The sequence below is a fragment of the Pseudosulfitobacter sp. SM2401 genome (assembly GCF_042932805.1).
Classification (GTDB): domain Bacteria; phylum Pseudomonadota; class Alphaproteobacteria; order Rhodobacterales; family Rhodobacteraceae; genus Ascidiaceihabitans.
On the sequence record NZ_CP170633.1, the window covers coordinates 2,980,054 to 2,999,233 of the forward strand.

Annotated in this window: 21 protein-coding genes; 17 read left to right on the forward strand and 4 right to left on the reverse strand. The window is 56.8% G+C overall.

Features of this window, described 5'->3' with window-relative positions:
* Positions 1-18: 18 nt before the first annotated feature.
* From bchL to ACFIO0_RS14710, 12 genes are all read left to right on the forward strand, one after another.
* Positions 19-909: a ferredoxin:protochlorophyllide reductase (ATP-dependent) iron-sulfur ATP-binding protein gene (bchL, locus tag ACFIO0_RS14655; RefSeq protein ID WP_390911142.1), complete on the forward strand. Its 891-nt coding sequence runs from the start codon at positions 19-21 to the stop codon at positions 907-909.
* Positions 909-1,577, forward strand: coding sequence for a magnesium protoporphyrin IX methyltransferase (bchM, locus tag ACFIO0_RS14660; RefSeq protein ID WP_390911143.1), 669 nt, complete (start codon positions 909-911; stop codon positions 1,575-1,577). The genes bchL and bchM overlap by 1 nt, the downstream gene beginning before the upstream one ends.
* The gene (locus ACFIO0_RS14665) at positions 1,574-3,004 is read left to right on the forward strand and encodes an MFS transporter (RefSeq protein ID WP_390911144.1); all 1,431 of its coding nucleotides are present in this window, start codon (positions 1,574-1,576) and stop codon (positions 3,002-3,004) included. Before bchM ends, ACFIO0_RS14665 begins: the two co-directional genes overlap by 4 nt.
* Positions 3,005-3,046: 42 nt before the next feature.
* Complete coding sequence (gene puhA / locus ACFIO0_RS14670) at positions 3,047-3,820, forward strand: photosynthetic reaction center subunit H (RefSeq protein ID WP_390911145.1); 774 nt, start codon at positions 3,047-3,049, stop codon at positions 3,818-3,820.
* Positions 3,821-3,895: 75 nt separating this feature from the next.
* The gene (gene puhB / locus ACFIO0_RS14675) at positions 3,896-4,540 is read left to right on the forward strand and encodes a photosynthetic complex putative assembly protein PuhB (protein WP_390911146.1); all 645 of its coding nucleotides are present in this window, start codon (positions 3,896-3,898) and stop codon (positions 4,538-4,540) included.
* Between the two features lie 4 nt (positions 4,541-4,544).
* Positions 4,545-5,012 carry a photosynthetic complex assembly protein PuhC gene (puhC, locus tag ACFIO0_RS14680; protein WP_390911147.1) on the forward strand — a complete coding sequence of 156 codons (468 nt, stop codon included), beginning with the start codon at positions 4,545-4,547 and terminating at the stop codon, positions 5,010-5,012.
* Between the two features lie 27 nt (positions 5,013-5,039).
* Positions 5,040-5,336: a hypothetical protein gene (locus tag ACFIO0_RS14685; RefSeq protein WP_390911148.1), complete on the forward strand. Its 297-nt coding sequence runs from the start codon at positions 5,040-5,042 to the stop codon at positions 5,334-5,336.
* The gene (gene acsF, locus ACFIO0_RS14690; protein WP_390911149.1) at positions 5,333-6,475 is read left to right on the forward strand and encodes a magnesium-protoporphyrin IX monomethyl ester (oxidative) cyclase; all 1,143 of its coding nucleotides are present in this window, start codon (positions 5,333-5,335) and stop codon (positions 6,473-6,475) included. Before ACFIO0_RS14685 ends, acsF begins: the two co-directional genes overlap by 4 nt.
* Positions 6,475-7,281, forward strand: coding sequence for a putative photosynthetic complex assembly protein PuhE (gene puhE / locus ACFIO0_RS14695; protein WP_390911150.1), 807 nt, complete (start codon positions 6,475-6,477; stop codon positions 7,279-7,281). The genes acsF and puhE overlap by 1 nt, the downstream gene beginning before the upstream one ends.
* The gene (gene hemA / locus ACFIO0_RS14700) at positions 7,278-8,492 is read left to right on the forward strand and encodes a 5-aminolevulinate synthase (protein WP_390911151.1); all 1,215 of its coding nucleotides are present in this window, start codon (positions 7,278-7,280) and stop codon (positions 8,490-8,492) included. Before puhE ends, hemA begins: the two co-directional genes overlap by 4 nt.
* A 219-nt stretch (positions 8,493-8,711) precedes the next feature.
* A complete protein-coding gene (locus ACFIO0_RS14705) occupies positions 8,712-10,112 on the forward strand; it encodes a selenium-binding protein SBP56-related protein (RefSeq protein ID WP_390911152.1) in 1,401 nt (466 codons plus the stop codon).
* A 3-nt stretch (positions 10,113-10,115) separates the two neighbouring features.
* On the forward strand, positions 10,116-10,784 hold the full coding sequence (locus tag ACFIO0_RS14710; protein ID WP_390911153.1) for a hypothetical protein: 669 nt from the start codon (positions 10,116-10,118) through the stop codon (positions 10,782-10,784).
* A 16-nt stretch (positions 10,785-10,800) separates the two neighbouring features.
* Here ACFIO0_RS14710 and ACFIO0_RS14715 read toward each other — a convergent pair whose 3' ends face one another.
* Positions 10,801-11,631: a LysR family transcriptional regulator gene (locus ACFIO0_RS14715; protein WP_390911154.1), complete on the reverse strand. Its 831-nt coding sequence runs from the start codon at positions 11,629-11,631 to the stop codon at positions 10,801-10,803.
* A 103-nt stretch (positions 11,632-11,734) separates the two neighbouring features.
* Between ACFIO0_RS14715 and ACFIO0_RS14720 the strand changes: the two genes are divergently transcribed.
* Genes ACFIO0_RS14720 through ACFIO0_RS14740 form a run of 5 tightly spaced genes read left to right on the forward strand, consistent with a single transcriptional unit; the run spans position 11,735 to position 16,118 of the window.
* Positions 11,735-12,226, forward strand: a complete 492-nt coding sequence (locus ACFIO0_RS14720; RefSeq protein ID WP_390911155.1) for a flavin reductase — start codon at positions 11,735-11,737, stop codon at positions 12,224-12,226.
* Positions 12,223-13,692, forward strand: a complete 1,470-nt coding sequence (locus ACFIO0_RS14725) for an aldehyde dehydrogenase family protein (protein WP_390911156.1) — start codon at positions 12,223-12,225, stop codon at positions 13,690-13,692. Before ACFIO0_RS14720 ends, ACFIO0_RS14725 begins: the two co-directional genes overlap by 4 nt.
* 5 nt (positions 13,693-13,697) lie before the next feature.
* Positions 13,698-14,729 carry an LLM class flavin-dependent oxidoreductase gene (locus ACFIO0_RS14730; RefSeq protein WP_390911157.1) on the forward strand — a complete coding sequence of 344 codons (1,032 nt, stop codon included), beginning with the start codon at positions 13,698-13,700 and terminating at the stop codon, positions 14,727-14,729.
* A complete protein-coding gene (locus ACFIO0_RS14735; RefSeq protein WP_390911158.1) occupies positions 14,729-15,337 on the forward strand; it encodes an amino acid synthesis family protein in 609 nt (202 codons plus the stop codon). Before ACFIO0_RS14730 ends, ACFIO0_RS14735 begins: the two co-directional genes overlap by 1 nt.
* Positions 15,309-16,118 carry an alpha/beta fold hydrolase gene (locus tag ACFIO0_RS14740; protein WP_390911159.1) on the forward strand — a complete coding sequence of 270 codons (810 nt, stop codon included), beginning with the start codon at positions 15,309-15,311 and terminating at the stop codon, positions 16,116-16,118. The genes ACFIO0_RS14735 and ACFIO0_RS14740 overlap by 29 nt, the downstream gene beginning before the upstream one ends.
* Here ACFIO0_RS14740 and ACFIO0_RS14745 read toward each other — a convergent pair.
* The 3 genes from ACFIO0_RS14745 to ACFIO0_RS14755 all read right to left on the reverse strand — a co-directional run bounded on the left by ACFIO0_RS14745 (position 16,115) and on the right by ACFIO0_RS14755 (position 19,180).
* Positions 16,115-17,626, reverse strand: a complete 1,512-nt coding sequence (locus ACFIO0_RS14745) for a tripartite tricarboxylate transporter permease (protein WP_390911160.1) — start codon at positions 17,624-17,626, stop codon at positions 16,115-16,117. The two genes, ACFIO0_RS14740 and ACFIO0_RS14745, sit on opposite strands and share 4 nt — an antisense overlap.
* A 1-nt stretch (position 17,627) precedes the next feature.
* Entirely contained in the window at positions 17,628-18,122 is a 495-nt protein-coding gene (locus ACFIO0_RS14750) for a tripartite tricarboxylate transporter TctB family protein (RefSeq protein WP_390911161.1), read from the reverse strand.
* A 71-nt stretch (positions 18,123-18,193) separates the two neighbouring features.
* On the reverse strand, positions 18,194-19,180 hold the full coding sequence (locus ACFIO0_RS14755; protein WP_390911162.1) for a tripartite tricarboxylate transporter substrate-binding protein: 987 nt from the start codon (positions 19,178-19,180) through the stop codon (positions 18,194-18,196).

Sequence of the window (19,180 nt, forward strand, 5' to 3'; positions counted from 1 at the left end):
AATGAAAAGGGAATTATCATGAGCCCACTCGACAAAAGCATCCCCAACTTGGGGGGCGACGGCGAAGGATCTGTCCAGGTCCATGACACCTCGAAAATCACCGGGGCCAAGGTCTTTTCCGTTTACGGCAAAGGCGGGATCGGCAAATCGACGACCTCGTCCAACTTGTCCGCGGCATTTTCCAAACTGGGCAGGCGCGTTTTGCAAATCGGGTGCGACCCCAAGCACGACAGCACGTTCACGCTGACTGGAACCTTGGTGCCGACGGTCATCGACATCCTGAAAGAGGTCGATTTCCACGCCGAAGAATTGCGCCCCGAAGATTTCGTTTTCGAGGGTTACAACGGCGTCAAATGCGTCGAAGCAGGCGGCCCGCCAGCGGGCACAGGTTGCGGTGGATACGTGGTTGGTCAAACGGTCAAACTGCTGAAGCAACACCATCTGTTAGAAGAAACCGACGTGGTCATTTTTGACGTTCTAGGCGATGTCGTGTGCGGTGGATTTGCCGCGCCATTACAACATTCGGATCGTGCTTTGATCGTCACGGCCAATGATTTCGACAGCATCTACGCGATGAACCGGATCATTGCCGCCGTCCAAGCCAAGTCTGCCAACTACAAAGTACGCCTTGCCGGTTGCGTCGCCAATCGCTCCAAAGACACGGACGAAGTTGATCGCTATTGCCGCACCGTTGGCTTTAACCGCATCGCGCACATGCCCGATCTGGATGCCATCCGCCGCTCGCGCCTCAAGAAAAAGACGCTGTTCGAAATGGACGCAGATGAGGACATCGTGATGGTTCAAAAAGAATACATCAAGTTGGCCGAAACCCTGTGGAACGGAACCGAACCATTGGCACCTGCGTCACTGCCTGATCGCGAAATCTTTGAATTGCTAGGGTTTGATTGATGTCGTACGAGGTCACACGCCAGCACGTTGAAACCTATTTCGACCGCACCGCCACCAAGACCTGGGAGCGTCTGACATCAGACGCGCCCGTGTCTGGCATTCGTGCCACCGTGCGGGCTGGACGTGACCGGATGCGTGATCTGCTGATCGCGCAATTGCCCCATGATTTGACCGGCGCGCGTATTTTGGATGCGGGTTGTGGCACCGGCGCTTTGGCGTTTGAACTGGCCGCACGCGGTGCGGATGTTGTCGGCGTTGATATCTCGCCGCAACTGATCGACATCGCCGAAAAACGTCGCCCCACACATGTCACAGGTTCGATGGAATTCAGCGCCGGTGACATGCTGGATGTATCGCTAGGGCATTTCGATCACGTCGTGGCGATGGATTCGATGATCTATTATTCCCAAGACGACATCACCCGCATTTTGCACAACATCGCCCCGCGCATTCGCGGCAACATGGTGTTCACGGTCGCGCCGCGCACGCCATTGCTGATGGCGATGTGGCGCGTCGGCAAACTGTTTCCGCGCGCAGATCGTTCACCCACGATGGTGCCGCACAGCCCCGAGCGTCTGTCCGAGGCCATCTCGCGCGGGACATTGCGCAACATCGAACGTGTGACTTCGGGCTTTTACATCTCGAATGCGTTGGAGTACCGCCCATGATGCTTGGCCGCAAAACGATCCAGAACCTGACGCTGCGCGCATTGCCGTTCTCGGATGCGGTCAGCGAACAGCTGCCTTTGGGTCAATTATTGCGGCTGTCGTTGTTCCAGGTGTCCGTCGGCATGGCTGCGGTCATGTTGCTGGGCACGCTGAACCGCGTGATGATCGTCGAGCTTAGCGTCGCCGCTTGGATCGTCGCCATCATGATCGCGATTCCTGTGCTGGTCGCGCCGTTTCGCGCGCTGCTCGGGTTTCGCTCCGACACCTACCGCAGCGCGATCGGGTGGAAGCGTATTCCCTACCTTTGGTTTGGGTCACTTTGGCAGTTCGGTGGCCTTGCCATCATGCCGATGGGCCTGTTGGTTCTATCCGGCGATCAGGTTGCTGGCCCCGAATGGGCAGGCGAAGTTGGGGCCGCTTTGGCGTTCCTTTTGACCGGTCTTGGCATGCACATGACCCAAACGGCGGGTCTGGCGTTGGCCGCTGATCGCGCAACCGAAGAAACCCGCCCCCAAGTTGTTGCGCTGCTGTATGTGATGTTTTTGATCGGCATGGCCGTGTCCGCAATCATCGTCGGCGCACTGCTGCACAACTTTAGCGCTCTGCGTTTGGTGCAAGTGGTTCAAGGCACCGCGGTTGTGACCATCGTTCTGAACGTGATCGCGCTTTGGAAACAAGAGAAAATCACCCCGATGAGCCGCGAAGAACGTGAGGCACCGCGCCCGTTGTTCAGCGATGCGTGGGCTGATCTGACCGCAGGCAGCGACGCTGCACGCCTGCTGGTCGTCGTGTTCCTTGGCACGCTGGCGTTCAACATGCAGGACGTACTGCTAGAACCCTACGGCGGCGAAATCCTCGGGCTTTCCGTGTCGGCAACGACCTTGCTGACGGCCATGTGGGCCGGTGGCGCGTTGCTGGGCTTTGGGTTGGCGGCGAAGTGGTTGAAATCAAACATCGACCCGCACCGCATGGCGGCCCGCGGTATTCTGTTCGGATTGGTGGCGTTTTGCGCCGTGATCTTTGCCGCCCCGATGAACAGCCCGGTCATGTTCTTTGCCGGGGCCTTTGGCATTGGTTTGGGCGGCGGATTGTTTTCCGTGGCTACCCTGACGGCAACCATGACGCTGGACACCAAAGGCGTGGCAGGCAAAGGCCTAGCGCTTGGGGCCTGGGGCGCGGCGCAAGCAACAGCGGCAGGCCTGTCGATCTTTATCGGCGGGGCCTTGCGCGACGTGATCAATGCCGCTGCAATCAGCGGTCAGTTGGGCGACGTGTTGAATTCACCGGCAACCGGATATTCCGTGGTCTACCACGTTGAAATCGCAGCCCTGTTTATCACGCTGATCGCCCTTGGCCCTTTGGTCAAAACCCGCCCCATCACATCCAAAACCAAAGGCCCCATCGGCCTTGCGGATTTCCCGACATGACACACGCAACATTCAATACCGACCACGACGGAGGACACCACATTGCTTGGAACTGAATTCTTTGGAAACTTCGATCTGGCCAGCGCTGCGATCTGGCTTTTCTGGATCTTCTTTGGGTTGCTGATCTACTATCTGCAAACCGAAAACATGCGCGAAGGCTATCCTTTGCAATCAGATGACGGGGGCGAGGCCGCAAACCAAGGCCCATTTCCGGTTCCAACGGACAAGACATTCCTGCTGCCACACGGGCGCGGTGAATTGACGGTTCCATCAGGGCAACGTGGTGATCGCGATGATCTGGCACTAGACCAATCATCACCCGCTGCCGGGTCGCCTTATGTGCCGACCGGTGATCCGATGAAAGACGGCGTTGGTCCCGGCGCATGGGCCCCACGCAGCGACCACGCCGAACTCGACGCGCATGGTCACGCCAAGATCAAACCAATGACGGCACTGCCTGATTTCCACGTCTCGGCGGGGATGGACCCACGCGGCAAAGCTGTGGTTGCAGGCGACGGCGAAGTGATCGGACGCATCATCGATATGTGGATCGACGTGCCAGAGCAAATGGTCCGCTACCTGACCATTGACGTGAACCCCGAAGGGTCTGGTCAAACGCGTCTGATTCCGATGAACTTTGCCCGCATCAAAGGCGACCGTGTCACCGTGCGTTCGATCTACAGCACACATTTTGCGGACATTCCGACAATCAGAAACGCGGACGAGATCACGCTTTTGGAAGAAGAAAAGATCATGGCCTACTTTGGCGGCGGCACGCTTTATGCGGATGCGAAACGCGCCGAGCCGCTGCTTTGATCTAACACAAAACCAACCGGATCCGCAGGCTTAGCCACCACAGGGTCCGGTCCGAACAACAGGGACACCAAACCAATGAACCACGATGATTTCAAATTCGAACCGATCCGCGGCCTGCCCGAAGAATTACCTGCGGGCGAAGTAATTCTTTGGCAAGGCAGCCCCAATCCACTGCGTTTGGCCAAGGATGCTTTGGGCCTGAATTGGGTCATCGGATATTTCGTGGTGCTGGCCATCTGGCGCGTTGGTGTTTCTGCCGTTGAACTGCCGCTGAATGCTGCGATGGGTCACGGCATTCCGTTTTTGATCGCGGGGTTAATCGTCGGTCTTTTGCTGGTCGGCATTGCGACCATCCAAGCACGATCCACCGTTTACACGCTTACCAACAAACGCGTTTGCATGCGCATTGGCGCGGCCCTGACCATGACACTGAACCTGCCTTATGTTTGCATCGGATCGGCCCAAGCGGCTGTGCGCAAATCTGGGTTTGGCACTGTTACATTTCAGCTCAGTGGCGAGACGCGCCTGTCGTATCTGATGACCTGGCCGCACGTACGCCCTTGGTATTTCAGCCGCACACAACCTGCGTTCCGCGCGATCCCTGATGCCGCCCGTGTCGCTGCAATCTTTGCCGACGCTGCACAAACCCGTGTGTCTGAACCCAAAGTCAGCCGTATTGATCCAGATCATGGTCAAATCGGCATCGTTGCAGCGGAGTAAATCGATGAACCGTTTATCCACACTGTCCAACGAGATGAAGCACCAAGACCGCGAATTTGTGCCAAAATATCTGGTCATCGCGATGTTCGCATTGATGTTGGCGACCCTCGCTTTGGTCACCTTTGATCAAGTCACACACCAGCCGCTGATGGGCGTCGCACCAGACAGCCCCATCGTTGCAGAACGCGCCATTGTCCTTGATGGCACCCGCAACGAAGGCGTCTATGTGCGTGACGAAATGGGCCGCGAAATCGCCTATTCCGGCACCAACAAATCCGGGTTCATCGACGTGATCTGGGTGTCGGTCAATCGCGAACGCACGGTGCAAGACGTGCCATCCGACGCGCCGCTGCGCCTGGTGCGCCGCGCCAACGGCCACGTTGCCGTTCTGGACGACACAACCGGCTGGAAGATCGAATTGATCGGATACGGCCAAGACAATGTCGCAGCTTTCGCCAGGCTGATCGACTGAACCACTTTATCTAAAGGGACTTAAAACATGGGACTTCTGACAAGATCAAAAGAAACCGCCCCCTGCACGGTGACGGTATCGCACCGCTTTGAGGAGCTATCCGCACACGTCAAATTCAACAACGGTGCCGTCGTCAATCCCGGCGACAGCGTCTTGGTACACGGCAGCGAAATCATGGCCCCCTATGGTGAAATCGTCGAGGAACACCGGACCGCCACGATCATCCGCGCCTCCAAGATCGAACAGATCTGGACCCGCTGGACCGGCGATTTCGAATTCATGGAACTGTGTGAATTTTCATTCAGCGAAGAGGTGATGTCATGAACAAGCATGTTGATGAACCCGTCCACTCTGCTTACGCCAACACCGCAGAAGAGGCGATTGCCGCGCAAGACGCCCTTGATGACGGCCCCGAAATGACGTCAGAAATGGCGACCGAAGTTGCCATGCAAAACACGCTGCTGACGCCCCGGTTTTACACCACCGACTTTGACGAAATGGACGCGATTGACGTGACCCCTGTGCGCAAGGATTGGGACAAGTTGATCGCACGCATGAAGTCGGACCCCAACAAGGGCCACTTCAAGAAAAACGACGATTGGGACGCCAATTGGGAGGGGATGGAACCAAAGCTGAAGGCCGAGTTCATCGATTTCCTGATCTCGTCGTGTACCGCCGAATTTTCAGGCTGCGTGCTGTACAAAGAGATGAAGCGTCGCGGGTCAAACACCGACATCACCACGTTGTTCCAGCTGATGGCACGCGACGAGGCGCGTCATGCGGGGTTCATCAACGACGCACTACGTGAGGCTGGTATTCGGGTGAACTTGGGCTTTTTGACCCAGCAGAAAAAATACACGTATTTCCGCCCGAAATTCATCTATTACGCGACCTACCTGTCCGAAAAGATCGGTTATGCACGCTACATCACGATCTTTCGCCACCTCGAGGAACACCCAGACAAACGGTTCCATCCGATTTTCAAATGGTTCCGCGAATGGTGCAATGACGAATTTTCACACGGCGAGGCCTTTGCCCTGCTGATGAAAACCGACCCAAAGCTGACGCAAACCCGCATGAACAAAATGTGGATCAAGTTTTTCCTGACGGCCGTCTATTCCACCATGTGGGTGCGCGACCATCAGCGTCCCTTGTTTCACGAAGCACTTGGCGTCGACGTCACGTGGTACGGCCACGAGGTGTTCCGCAAGACATCAGAGATCACCAAGCAAGTATTCCCGTTCACGGTCGACATTGACCATCCGCGCTGGCGTCCAAATCTGGACCGGATGGAGCGTGCCTCGGTCAAGATCGCGCAAGCCAAACAACGCGGCGGCCTGTTCGGAATGGTGTCGCGTCTTGCCGGTATGGCCACGGCGGGTCTGTCGTTTGTGTCGGTCCTGACGATCCCCGCGATCCCAAATGAGGTCCCCGACAGCCCGGTGATGGAGCCTGCGTACTGATGCCAACCTCACCTTGGATAGCCGCGATTATCGCAGTGTTTGCCTGGTGGTTTTTCACCGGGCTGATCCTGCTGGTCGTGCGCAAATCTGATGCGGGTGACAGCGTTGCCCATGCGCGTTCAGTTTTGCTGGGCGTGCCGGTTTTAGCCTTGGGATTTGCTGGTTTGGTCGTGTCTTCGGCCACACTGAGCGTGATGAACGTCTACGTGGCATTCCTGTCGGTTTTGATGATTTGGGGCTGGATCGAACTGGCGTTTTTGGCCGGCATTATCACCGGTCCCGAAACGCGCCCCTGCCCGACAGGTTTATCGGGCTGGGCCCGTTTCAAGCGCGCGTTCAACACGCTGGCCTATCACGAGTTGCTCTTGCTGGCCGTATTGCTGATCGTTTTGGTGATCAGTGCCGGGGCGGAAAACGCCTTTGGGTTTTGGGTCTATCTGGTGCTGTTCAGTGCCCGTATTTCGGCCAAGCTAAACCTGTTTTTCGGCGTCCCGCGCATCAACTCCGAATTCGTTCCAGTGCCGCTTAAGCATTTGAAATCATACTTTCGCCAAGCGGGCGTGACGGTCGTATTTCCGATCGGCGTGACCTTTCTAAGCCTCACGACCGCCTGCTTTGCTGATCGCTTGTTCGCGTCAGACGCACCCGCAACAACGGTGGGGTTCGCCCTGCTCACTGCCCTTGCCGCCTTGGCCGCGCTCGAACACTGGCTGATGGTTATCCCACTGCCAGATGCAAAATTATGGCGCTGGATGCTACCGGTCGCCGCGACACCTAGCCACCACGACCAAAGGAAAATCCCATGAACTTTGACACGCTTTTCAACGAACAGCTCGACGCACTAAAGGCCGAAGGCAACTATCGCTATTTCGCCGAACTGGAACGCACATGCGGCAAATTTCCACGCGCGGCCAACCATGTCGACGGCGAAGTGCGCGATGTGACGGTTTGGTGTTCAAACGACTACCTTGGGATGGGGCAAAACCCGTTGGTGATCGACGCGATGTGCGAGGCAGTGCAGCGCACCGGCACGGGCGCTGGCGGCACGCGTAACATTTCCGGTACCAACCACGATCACCTGCTGCTCGAGGCTGAGCTCGCGGATCTGCACCACAAGGAAGCCGCGCTGCTGTTCACCTCCGGGTACGTGTCGAATTGGGCGGCGCTGTCGACGTTGGGATCACGGATCAAGGACTGCATCATTCTGTCGGATTCCGGCAACCACGCCTCGATGATCGAAGGCATCCGCCATTCGCGGGCGCAAAAGGTGATCTGGAACCACAACGACGTGGCCGACCTTGAGGCGAAATTGCGCGCCCTGCCTGCCAACGCCCCGAAAATCGTAGCGTTTGAATCGGTCTATTCCATGGACGGCGACATCGCCCCGATCCGCGAAATCGTTGAGGTCTGCGAAAAATACGGCGCGATGACCTATCTGGACGAGGTTCACGCGGTTGGCCTGTACGGCCCGCGCGGCGGCGGCGTTGCTGAACAAGAAGGATTGATGGATCGCATCACTCTGATCGAAGGCACACTTGGCAAGGCCTACGGCGTCGTTGGCGGCTACATCACAGGCTCCGCCGCCCTGTGCGATTTCATCCGCAGTTTTGCGTCCGGTTTCATTTTCACCACCGCGTTGCCCCCAGCCGTTGCCGCCGCGGCCCGCACATCCATCGCGCACCTCAAACAGTCCGACACCGAACGCCTAAAGCAGCGCGAACAAGTCGCCAAACTGCGCGCTGGTTTGGATCGCGCCGGCATCCCGCACCTGTACAACGAAAGCCACATCGTGCCGGTCATGATCAAAGATCCGGTCAAAACCAAAATGCTGGCGGACTACCTGATGGACGAGTGGGGCATCTACGTGCAGCCGATCAACTATCCGACTGTACCCAAAGGAACCGAGCGTTTGCGCTTTACCCCGTCGCCGCTGCACAGCGATGCGGACGTTGCCCATCTGGTGGCCGCCCTGGCGTCGCTTTGGAAACAATGCGCGATTGCCCACGCTGTTGCCTAAGCAACGACTAGATATGACCAGGAACGAGGGCACCTTTGTGGTGGCCCCTTTTCAATTTGCAAAGCCCGCGTACAAAAATTCGTGCGAAAGTAATTCTACTTTACCTTGCTTTTTTAGAACATTTGTTCCCATCATAAAAATCAGAGCATCAATAAATCTGGCCCCGCAGGCCCACAAATAAGACCCGCCAAAGCGGACATTTTAATTTGGAGGACCGTTATGACGCTTAGACCTGACCCCACATTCCACGCATCACCTAAACTGGCCATGCAAGCCCCCGCTGAAAACTATGCTTTCACCGTGATGCTGAGCCCGGATGGCTCGCAATCGGACGGTATTGCCGTGATCGATTTAAAGCCCGGTTCAGACACCTACGGCGAAATCGTGCATCAAGTGATTGTGCCCAACAAAGGCGACGAATTTCACCACTTTGGCTGGAACGCCTGCTCGTCGTCCTTGTCGCCTATGTCTGGCCATGCTTTCCTTGAGCGTCGTTATTTGATCGTGCCCGGAATCCGGTCGTCGCGCATCTATGTGATCGACGTCAAAGACCCGCTAAAGGCCCATATCCACAAGACAATCGAGCCAGAAGAGCTGTTTGCGAAAACCGGTTATTCCCGCCCGCACACGATCCATTGTGGGCCCGAAGGCATCTATGTGTCCTGTCTTGGTGGTGGCGGTGTCGATGGCACAGATGGCCCGCCCGGCATCTTTATTATGGACTGCGAAACCTTTGAAATCATCGGCCGATACGAGATGGATCGCGGCAAACAAGACAAGCATTATGATTTCTGGTGGAACCTGCCACAGGATTACATGGTCAGTTCCGAATGGGGTCTGCCGCCACAGTTCGAAAACGGCATCGTGCCCGAGGATTTACTGTCGAACAAATACGGCCATTCGATCCATTTCTGGGATCTGCGCGCGCGCAAAAACATCCAGACGATGGACTTTGGTGAACAGTACCAGATGGCACTAGAGATTCGCCCGGCCCATGACCCAACCAAATCTTATGGCTTTTGTGGTGTCGTGGTTGATACGACCAACTTGCAAGGCGCGATTTTTACGTGGTGGCGCGATGATGACGGGGTTTGGCAAAGCAAAAAAACGATCACGATTGACCCTGTGCCGGCAGATGCAGATGACTTGCCTGAGCTGCTGAAAGGGTTCGGTGCGGTGCCGCCCTTGGTCACCGATATCGATCTAAGTTTGGACGATAAATACCTGTACGTCGCGTGCTGGGGTTTGGGTGAAATGCACCAATACGATGTCACCGACCCGATGAACCCGGTACTGGCGGGCAAAGTCGAACTGGGCGGCATTGTCACCGATACCAAGCATCCAAACGGCAAGGATTTTGCCTTTGGTCCGCAGATGGTCGAGATCAGTCGCGACGGCAAACGCGTCTACTGGACAAATTCGCTGTATTCCACGTGGGACGACCAGTTTTACCCCGATGACGAAGGTGGCCAAATGGTCATGGCCGACGTTGGCGAAAACGGTGGGCTGACCTTGAACAAGGATTTCTACATCGATTTCCCCAAAGGGCTGCGTTCGCACCAAATCCGGCTAGAAGGCGGGGACTGTTCGACCGATAGTTTCTGCTACCCGTCGGTCTAATTCATGTCTGAAATGGCATCCGTGACGGCCCTGTGGTGGGCCGTCATTTTTTCTGGGTTCTACCACGGGATCAACCCCGGCATGGGCTGGCCTTTGGCCGTGTCCGCCGCCTTGATGGAGCGCAAACACGCCGCCCTGCCCCGTGCGCTCGCGATGCTGGCCGCGGGTCATTTTCTGGCGATGATCGTCATTCTGCTGCCGTTTTCGCTGATGATCTTTTTGGTGCAATGGAGCGTCGAAATCCGTGTCGCCGCTGGCATCCTCGTGATCGGCATGGGCATCTACCTGCTGATCAATCGCAAACATCCAAAGTTTCTGGCGCGCGTGCATCCTGCCCGTTTGGCGCTTTGGTCATTTCTGGCCGCGATGGCCCATGGTGCTGGCCTGATGCTGGTCCCGATATTCCTTGGCATTTGCGGGATCGACGCGGATGAAACCGGCCATTTGGCGGCGCGCGCGTTGATGGGCAACACCGTCATGACAGCCTTTGCCGTTGCCGCACTGCACACCCTGGCCATGACGTTTGCGGGTGCGGTTTTTGCGGTCGCAATCTACGTCTGGTTCGGCCTGAAATTTCTGTCACGCACGTGGTTCAACCTTGATCTGGTCTGGGCGCTAAGCTTGGTATTAGTCGGCGCGTTTGGAATTTATTCCGCGCTGTACGGCCATTGATCTAAGCGAATTGCCCCTAAAGCAGCCCCAAAATACCATCCAACCAAGCCCACGCAGCACGGGCATCTTTGTTGAACGTCAAGAACACTGACCGCTTGAATTCCGGCGCATTTGGCAGCTTGTGCAAACGCGTGTCAGCCAACGCATTTTGAACCAAACGTGACGGCAGATATGCGCTGCCGCCAGAGTTCAGAATGTACTCCATCCCGGTGGTCGCGTTGCCAAAACTGATCCGTGTCGCGTTGGTGTTGGCGTAAGCGATCGCATGATCACGGCCGAACGCTTCGCCAGCCTCAACGTAAACATAGGTCGGGTCAGATCGCAGCGGGCTGTTGGGATCGGTCGACACCAAAATCAAATTATCAGGTTCCATTTCGACTTGGCCCTGACCCTGTCGCACGGCGGATCGATAGGTAAAGGCGATGTCGGATTTGCCGTCATTCAACCACGCTGACACGTCGGTCTGACTGCCCAGCCACACCGAAATCGCAATTTCAGGATGTTCACGTTTCAACTGGTGGAAAAACCGCTGTCCCAGATTGGGCCACAGATCGGATTCACACGCCAGATTGCACACACCAGACATGCCATCCGGCAACGACGTTTCTTGGCGCGCTTGTCGCCACAAATCGGAAATCGTATCGGCGTACCGATGCAGCCTGACACCGGCTGCCGTCAGCGTCGCGCCCGATTTGTTGCGGTTGATCAAGGTCTGCCCAACCTCGTCTTCTAGCGTTTTCAGGCGCGCAGTCACCGTCGATTGCGTGACGTTCAACACCTGAGACGCGCGCACAAGGCTGCCGGTTTCGACAATAGCGATGAGAGTTCTGAGTTCTTGCAAGTTCATACAATTACACTTCGGCTTTTTCGAATTTAATGTCCAACAATATTCATTTTCTTTAGTGAAAATTCTCGTTTACGTTTGCCTCAAGTTACAAAGGGGCCGCCTCATGATTTCTGTTGACCGAGATGTTTTCATCGCTGCAATGCGCTGTGTCGCCAGCAGCGTTTGCGTCGTGACAACCGATGGTCCTGCCGGTCGACACGGCGCGACTGTGTCCGCTTTTTGTTCGGTGTCCGCTGATCCACCGACCGTTCTGGTCTGTTTGAACATGACCTCAAAGATCGCCCAGTTGGTGCGCGAAAATGGTGTCTTCAAGGTATCGATCTTGCCCGACGGTGCCAAACACATCGCGGAACGGTTCGCAGGCATGCACGATTCCACAGTGGCGGACCGGTTTGAAGGCATCGAAACATCGGGCGCGCTGCACGGTATCACCGGGGCTACGATCTTGTCGTGCACGCTGTCCCAAGCCGTCGAAGAAGGGTCACATCTGGTCTGTATGGGCCGCGTTCAAGACGTGACTTTGGGGGCAAACTTGCCACTGACGTATCTGGCGGGGCGTTACCATCCGCTGTCACGCGAAGGAATAGCGCAATGACACTCCAAGCCTATCAAATGTTGATCGACGGCGCATGGGTCGACGCCGCAGACGGTGCACGTTTTGACAGCGTGAACCCTGCGACGGGCGATGTCTGGGCCACCATTCCAGAGGCCACAGCCGCAGACGTTAACCAAGCCGTGCGCGCAGCAGACGCAGCACTGAACGGCGCGTGGGGGCAGATGACGCCGACAGCACGGGGCAAGTGCATCGCACGTTTGGGCGACTTGCTGGCCGCCAATTCCGAAGCCATCGGGCGCATCGAAACCACCGACACTGGCAAGATGTTCAAGGAAACCGCATGGCAGGCGACGTACATCGCGGAATACCTGCATTTCTACGCAGGGGCTGCCGACAAAATCCAAGGCGACACGCTGCCCATCGACAAGCCCGACATGTTTGTCTTTACCAACCGTGAACCGATTGGCGTCGTTGCGGCCGTGATCCCGTGGAACAGCCAAATGTTCCTGAGCGCCGTCAAAATCGGCCCTGCCTTGGCCGCTGGCAACACCATCGTTCTCAAGGCGTCTGAACAGGCCTCGGCCCCGTTGTTGGAATTCGGCAAGCTGGTCGCGCAGGCCGGTATCCCTGACGGCGTCATCAACATTGTCACGGGTGGCGCTGAATGTGGCCGCGTGCTGACCTCGCATCATCTGGTCGCCAAAATTGCGTTTACGGGCGGGCCAAACGCTGCGCGCCACATCATCCGCAATTCAGCTGAAAACTTTGCCGAAGTGTCGCTGGAACTTGGTGGGAAATCTCCGTTCATCGTGTTTGACGACGCCGACATCGAAAGTGCAGTGAACGGGTCCGTCGCTGGTATTTTCGGGGCCACCGGCCAAAGCTGTGTCGCCGGATCGCGCCTGTATCTGCACGAAGACATCGCAGACGAATTCCTAGCACGGATGATCAGCATTGCCGCCAACATTCGCATCGGCGATCCGCAAGCAGATGACACCGAAATGGGGCCACTGTGCACCCAAGCGCAGCTCGATCATATCGAGGCCCAAGTGGCTTTAGCGGTGACCGAAGGTGGCACAATTCTGCACGGCGGTAAGCGTGCGGCGCTGGACGGTTTGTACTATCAACCGACGATCATCGACTGCCCCCGTCAAGACATGAGCATCATCGACACCGAACTGTTCGGGCCGGTTTTGGCCGTCCAGCGCTTCAAGACCGAAGACGAGGCGCTGATACTTGCCAATGACACCACGCACGGGTTGGCAGCGGGTATTTTCACCAAGGACTCTGCGCGATCATTGCGCATGTCCAAACGGATCAAAGCAGGCATCGTGTGGGTCAACACCTACCGCGCCATCAGCCCGATCGCCGCATTCGGAGGCGTGAAATCCTCTGGCTACGGACGCGAGGCCGGCTTGCAAGCTGTCTACGCCTACACCCGCCCCAAAACCGTCTGGATGAACATGTCCGACGACCCAATCGCCAACCCCTTTAAGATGAGGTAGCCCCCATGAAATTCCATCTCGCAATCAATCTGGAACGCATGGACGATGCGACCTCGATCACGCAGGTGCGTGACCACACGCTGGACATGGTGAAAATGGCCGACAAGGCCGGTTTCGAAATCGCGTGGGCGGCCGAACACCACGGGCTGGAAATGACCATCGCGCCGAACCCTTTCCAGCTGATGACGTGGTGGGCGGATCACACGGACAACATTCGTATGGGCTGCGGTGTCGCGAACGCCGCATACTGGCATCCGATCAATCTGGCAGGCGAGGCTGCGATGGTCGATGTGCTGTCTGGTGGGCGGTTGGAACTGGGCCTTGGGTCCGGTGCGTATCAACGTGAATTCGACCGGATGAAACCGGGTTTGGCCCAGCCGGACAGCTATAAATACCTGCAAGAGATGCTGCCTTTGGTGCAGGATCTGTGGAAAGGCGATGTGCAACACGACGGCGAATACTGGCAGTTTCCTGCCGCAACGTCCTGCCCGAAACCGTTGCAAGAAAAGGTGCCGGTGTGGGTTGCTGCCCGATCACCTATCACGTTCGACTATGCCGTCGAAAACGACTGCAACATCATGTGCTGGCCGCTGACCCTGCCGATGTCGGAGGCGGAAAAATACCGCGCGCAACTGGATGAAAGCATTGCCAAAGCTGGCGGCTGGAACGGTACCTTTGCACTGATGCGCCACACCGCCGTCTATGACAACGACGCTGACAGAACCACCAGCGTTGATGCCGTGCGAAACGTGCTTGGTAAATTCGGCAACGTTATGATGAAAAAGGGCGAGGTCGTGAATGGGTTCCCCGAAAACGTCCCGCTAGAGCAGCTTGATGGCAATGCCCGCGTTGACCCGGCCATGCTTGAGGAAAACCTGATGCTTGGCACGCCCGATCAAGTCATCGCCAAGCTGAAGCAATACGAAGCGCTCGGCGTTGATGCGTTCATCTATTATGCTTCGATGGGGTTGGATATGGATGTGCAAAAACGATCAATGAACCTGTTTATCAACGAAGTCATGCCGGAGTTTGCCTGATGTCTACGCCCAATACTGTCGAGATTCGACGCACCCTGACGACCGTTCAGACCACGTTTATCGAGGGGGGCAAATCTGTGGACACGCCCACCTTGCTGGTGGCTGCGATGGCCATCATCAAGAACCCATGGTTCGGACAGGGCTACGTAGAAAATCTGCGCCCTGCGATCCGCAGCCATGGGCCCGTTTTGGGTAAACTGCTGACTGACATGATCCTGAAGGAAACCGGCGGCACGGTTGAAGGTTATGGCAAGGCGTCTGTCGTTGGCATGGGTGGTGAATTGGAACACGCCCAAGGGCTGACGCACACGTTGTGGTTCGGCAATCAGTACCGCGACGCGGTCGAGGCAAAATCCTATCTGGTCTTCGCCAACACGCGCGGTGCTGCGGGCACATCGCTGATGATCCCGTTGATGCACAAGGACGATGGCGGGATGCGCTCACACTACCAAACGATCCACACCTCGGTGCCCGATGCCCCCGCTGACGATGAGCTGATCGTGGCGCTTGGCGCATCTATTGGCGGACATCCGAACCACCGGATTGGCAACCGCTACGAAGACCTAAAAGAGATGGGGCATGACGTGGACAATCCTGCCGGTGTTTGACATCGCACCAGACGGCACAGCCTATGAGCTGACGGGCCCGAACGACGCACCTTGCGTGGTGCTGATCCACGGGCTGGGCCTGTCGATGTCCTTGTGGGATGCGCATATGCCAGCCTTCAAAGACTGGCGGGTTTTGCGCTATGACCTGTTCGGTCATGGACAAACCGCGCCGACAACAAGCGTCGGCAGTTTGACTCTGTACAGTGACCAGATTGCCGAGCTGATGGATCACCTTGGCATCAAGGCTGCGCACATCGTTGGCTTTTCGATTGGTGGCATGATCAACCGGCGCTTTGCGTTGGATCACGCGGACAAGGTTTTGTCGCTGGCGATCTTGAATTCTCCGCATGACCGGGGCGAAAACGCGCAGCGCCAAGTCGAAGACCGTGCACGGGCTGCACGTGACCAAGGGGCCTTTGCAACATTTGATGCAGCACTAGAGCGGTGGTTCACGCCTGAGTATTTAAGATCAGGACAGGGGCCTAAGTTGGTGCGTGATTGGCGGGCGTTGGTTGATGACGAAAGCTATGCGCAGACGGCTTGGGTTTTGGCCAACGGAGTGCGTGAATTGATCGCGCCGGAGCCTGCGGTTGTGGCCTCCACGTTGGTGATGACCTGTGAGCATGACAGCGGATCGACGCCCAAAATGAGCCACGACATCGGTTCAGAGATTGACGGGGCACAGGTTATCATCGTGCCGCGGCTGCAACATTTGGGGCTGATGGAAGACCCGGATGCCTTTACAGATCCTGTTGTGAAATTCCTGTCGCGACGTGATTAATCGCCGTCCGCCACACCTTGCGCGCGCAGCCTTGCACGACGGGCGCGGTAGCTGGGTAGTACCACCAAGAACAGTGCAATCGCGAGCAAGCCAAGCGTCATTGGCCGTTCCCAGATGAACGAAATGCCGTCGTAGAGTTGCATGGAACGCGAGAAGTTGTTTTCTAGCATCCCACCCAAAATGAACCCGATCAGCAAGGGTGCGAGTGGGTAGTCAGCAAAGCGCAAAACCGTCGCGCAGACGCCAAAACCAACCAACAACAGCAGTTCAGTTGCGTTGTTTTGACCGATGTAGGCCCCCATCAAAGTAAAGAATAAAATGAACGGAATGAGGAAGGTACGCGGGATCGACAGCACTTTGGCGATGTAGGGGATCAGCGGCAGGTTGAGGACCAGCAACACCAGATTGCCGATGAACATCGACATGATGACGGCCCAGAACACTTGCGGTTCATCAATCATAAGGCGCGGACCAGGTGTGACGTTCAGCGCAATCAATGCGCCCAGCAAAATGGCCGTTGTTCCTGACCCAGGGATGCCCAGTGTCAGCAGCGGTACGAACGATCCGGTGCAGGCAGCGTTGTTGGCGGTTTCCGGGGCGGCTAGGCCTTTGATCGACCCTTTGCCGAACTCGTCTTGTTCCGCTTTGGTCGCGATGTTGCGTTCAACTGCGTAGCCCAAAAACGACGCGATTGTCGCGCCGGCACCGGGGAGGACACCGATAAAGAACCCTTGGATCGATTGGCGCCCGATGACTGGTGCAATGGCACGGGCCTCGGCGCGGGTGATGCGAAGATCCTTGATTTCGTCACCGCCCTCAACCGCAGCTTTGGGCTTGAGCACGAGGAAAATCGCCTCGGGCAGCGCGAACATTGCCATGGCCAAAGTGATAAATCCGAACCCTGACTGCAGGTCCATCAGACCCATCGTAAAGCGCGGTGCGTTGAACAATGCGCCCTCGCCCACGGTTGCCATGATCAGGCCCAAAACGGTCATCATCAACGCCTTGGTCACCTGCCCTGTGCCAGCGAATGCCGCGATTGCTGACAGGCCAACGACCATCAAAGCAAAGTATTCGGACGAGTGGAACAACAGTGCGACAGATGACAGCGCTGGCGCAAAAATCATCAACAAAAGCGCGCCTATGGTGCCGCCACAAAAGCTGGCGATTGCGGCGATGGTCAAGGCTTTGCCGGCCTTGCCTTTTTGCGCCATCGGATAGCCGTCAAACGCAGAGGCCACTGTGCCCGCGACACCCGGTGCGTTCAGCAAGATCGACGAGGTCGAACCGCCAAAGATCGCGCCGTAATAGACACCGGCGAGCAGGATTAAGGCGGCAGACGGATCCCCCATCGAAATCGCCACAGGGATCATGATCGAGATGATCGACATCGGACCCAAACCCGGTAGCATGCCGATAAATGTGCCGATCAAACAGCCCGCAATGACCATGATCAGGCTTTGTAGGGTGAACGCCGTTTGCAGGCCAATCAGAAGTCCTTCGAGCATGTCAGCCTCCTACCAAATTCGCGATGAAACCCGGAACCGGGCGCAGATAAATACCAAGGACAACTTGGACCAGATACCAAATGATACCGGTCGCGAGTGCTGCGATGACGATCGTTAGCACCCAGCGGCGTTCGCCCAGAATGGCGGAACCTGCGATCAAAAAGCCACCAGTCGAGAACAAAAAACCAGCGGGCCGCAGCAGCAACGCATAGGCAACCATGAGGGCCAGCAGCATCAAAGCTTGGCCGATTTTGTAGTCACCTAGACGGCGGTAATCGATGTCGCCGATTTTTTGCTCGCTCTTTTCAAGGCCAAGCAAAATGATGGTGGAGGCAACGATACCAAGGATCGAAAGAACCTTTGGAAAGGTCGACGGCCAAATCGGGTTCCGCTTCATAAACGGGGCCAGTGCGCCGTCCATCGTGAACCAAGCAGTATAGCCATACGCAAGGCAAATTCCGAGCAATATCAATGCTATCCAACGATCTAGCGCCATGGCGGCCTCCGGCAGAAAATGGGTAACTTAGGGTTCGGGGCGCAGCGTATTTGCGCCCCGAAGGATGGTTCCTAGAGGAAGCCAAGCTTCTTCATCAGATCACCGATTGTCTGTTCCTGGTCTTCAAGGAACGCTTTGAAATCGTCGCCAGGGTTGTGGATGTTGACCCATCCGTTGCGCGACCGCACGGTTTCCCATTCAGGTGTGTCATACATCTGGGCAATCGCGTCTTGGTACATCGCGACCTTGTCCGCAGGCAGACCCGGTGCGCCGAAAAAGCCGCGCCAGTTTACGAATGTGGTGTCGATGCCTTGCTCTTGCATGGTCATTGCATCCGGGGCTGCGGCCACGCGATCACCCGCGGTAATGCCGATGATTTTGACTTCACCTGCGTTGGCCAGATCAACAGCTTCGGAGAAACCCGTGGACAGTGCCGCGATTTCACCTGACAGCAAGGCGGCCATCGCTTTGCCGCCAGCGTCGTATGGAATGTACTTTACACCCAGCGCGTCCTTGCCTGCGGCTTCCATCACCATGGCCGCAACGAGGTGATCCATGCCGCCCGGAACCGAACCGCCGCCGATAGCAGTAGCACTTGGGTCCGCGTCATAGGCTGCGATCAGATCCGCCATCGAATTGACGGCGCTGTCTTTGCCGACCACGATCGCGGCATAGTCGCCGATTGTACCTGCAACCAACGTCAAGTCGCGGAAGTTATGCGGGAATACACCGGTCAACGAACGGATCACGATTGGCGTTGAATTCACCATCAGCGTGCCGTGGTTGCTGTCTGCGTTTTCGATCAGGAAACCAATGGCCTTGCCGCCACCGCCGCCCGACATGTTTTCATACGATGCGTTGCCCACAAGGCCCGCACCTGTCAGCGCTTCGCCGGTGCCGCGCGCAGTACCATCCCAACCGCCGCCAGCACCGCCGGGGATCAGAAAGTGAATGCTGTCTACAACCTGATGCCCATCGGCATGTGCAGGTGCTGCGAAACCAAGTGCTGCAATAGCACTCGCCAAAAGGGCACGGCGGCCCAGTTTAAATGTCATCAT

Coding starts and splice junctions, on each gene's coding strand:
- puhB (WP_390911146.1), top strand. CDS start 3,896: ATGAACCACGATGATTTCAAATTCGAACCGATCCGCGGCCTGCCCGAA.
- ACFIO0_RS14750 (WP_390911161.1), bottom strand. CDS start 18,122: ATGGCGCTAGATCGTTGGATAGCATTGATATTGCTCGGAATTTGCCTT.
- ACFIO0_RS14725 (WP_390911156.1), top strand. CDS start 12,223: ATGACACTCCAAGCCTATCAAATGTTGATCGACGGCGCATGGGTCGAC.
- ACFIO0_RS14740 (WP_390911159.1), top strand. CDS start 15,309: ATGACGTGGACAATCCTGCCGGTGTTTGACATCGCACCAGACGGCACA.
- puhE (WP_390911150.1), top strand. CDS start 6,475: ATGCCAACCTCACCTTGGATAGCCGCGATTATCGCAGTGTTTGCCTGG.
- ACFIO0_RS14745 (WP_390911160.1), bottom strand. CDS start 17,626: ATGCTCGAAGGACTTCTGATTGGCCTGCAAACGGCGTTCACCCTACAA.
- acsF (WP_390911149.1), top strand. CDS start 5,333: ATGAACAAGCATGTTGATGAACCCGTCCACTCTGCTTACGCCAACACC.
- bchM (WP_390911143.1), top strand. CDS start 909: ATGTCGTACGAGGTCACACGCCAGCACGTTGAAACCTATTTCGACCGC.
- ACFIO0_RS14735 (WP_390911158.1), top strand. CDS start 14,729: ATGTCTACGCCCAATACTGTCGAGATTCGACGCACCCTGACGACCGTT.
- bchL (WP_390911142.1), top strand. CDS start 19: ATGAGCCCACTCGACAAAAGCATCCCCAACTTGGGGGGCGACGGCGAA.
- ACFIO0_RS14710 (WP_390911153.1), top strand. CDS start 10,116: ATGTCTGAAATGGCATCCGTGACGGCCCTGTGGTGGGCCGTCATTTTT.
- ACFIO0_RS14685 (WP_390911148.1), top strand. CDS start 5,040: ATGGGACTTCTGACAAGATCAAAAGAAACCGCCCCCTGCACGGTGACG.
- ACFIO0_RS14730 (WP_390911157.1), top strand. CDS start 13,698: ATGAAATTCCATCTCGCAATCAATCTGGAACGCATGGACGATGCGACC.
- ACFIO0_RS14705 (WP_390911152.1), top strand. CDS start 8,712: ATGACGCTTAGACCTGACCCCACATTCCACGCATCACCTAAACTGGCC.
- hemA (WP_390911151.1), top strand. CDS start 7,278: ATGAACTTTGACACGCTTTTCAACGAACAGCTCGACGCACTAAAGGCC.
- ACFIO0_RS14665 (WP_390911144.1), top strand. CDS start 1,574: ATGATGCTTGGCCGCAAAACGATCCAGAACCTGACGCTGCGCGCATTG.
- ACFIO0_RS14755 (WP_390911162.1), bottom strand. CDS start 19,180: ATGATGACATTTAAACTGGGCCGCCGTGCCCTTTTGGCGAGTGCTATT.
- ACFIO0_RS14720 (WP_390911155.1), top strand. CDS start 11,735: ATGATTTCTGTTGACCGAGATGTTTTCATCGCTGCAATGCGCTGTGTC.
- ACFIO0_RS14715 (WP_390911154.1), bottom strand. CDS start 11,631: ATGAACTTGCAAGAACTCAGAACTCTCATCGCTATTGTCGAAACCGGC.
- puhC (WP_390911147.1), top strand. CDS start 4,545: ATGAACCGTTTATCCACACTGTCCAACGAGATGAAGCACCAAGACCGC.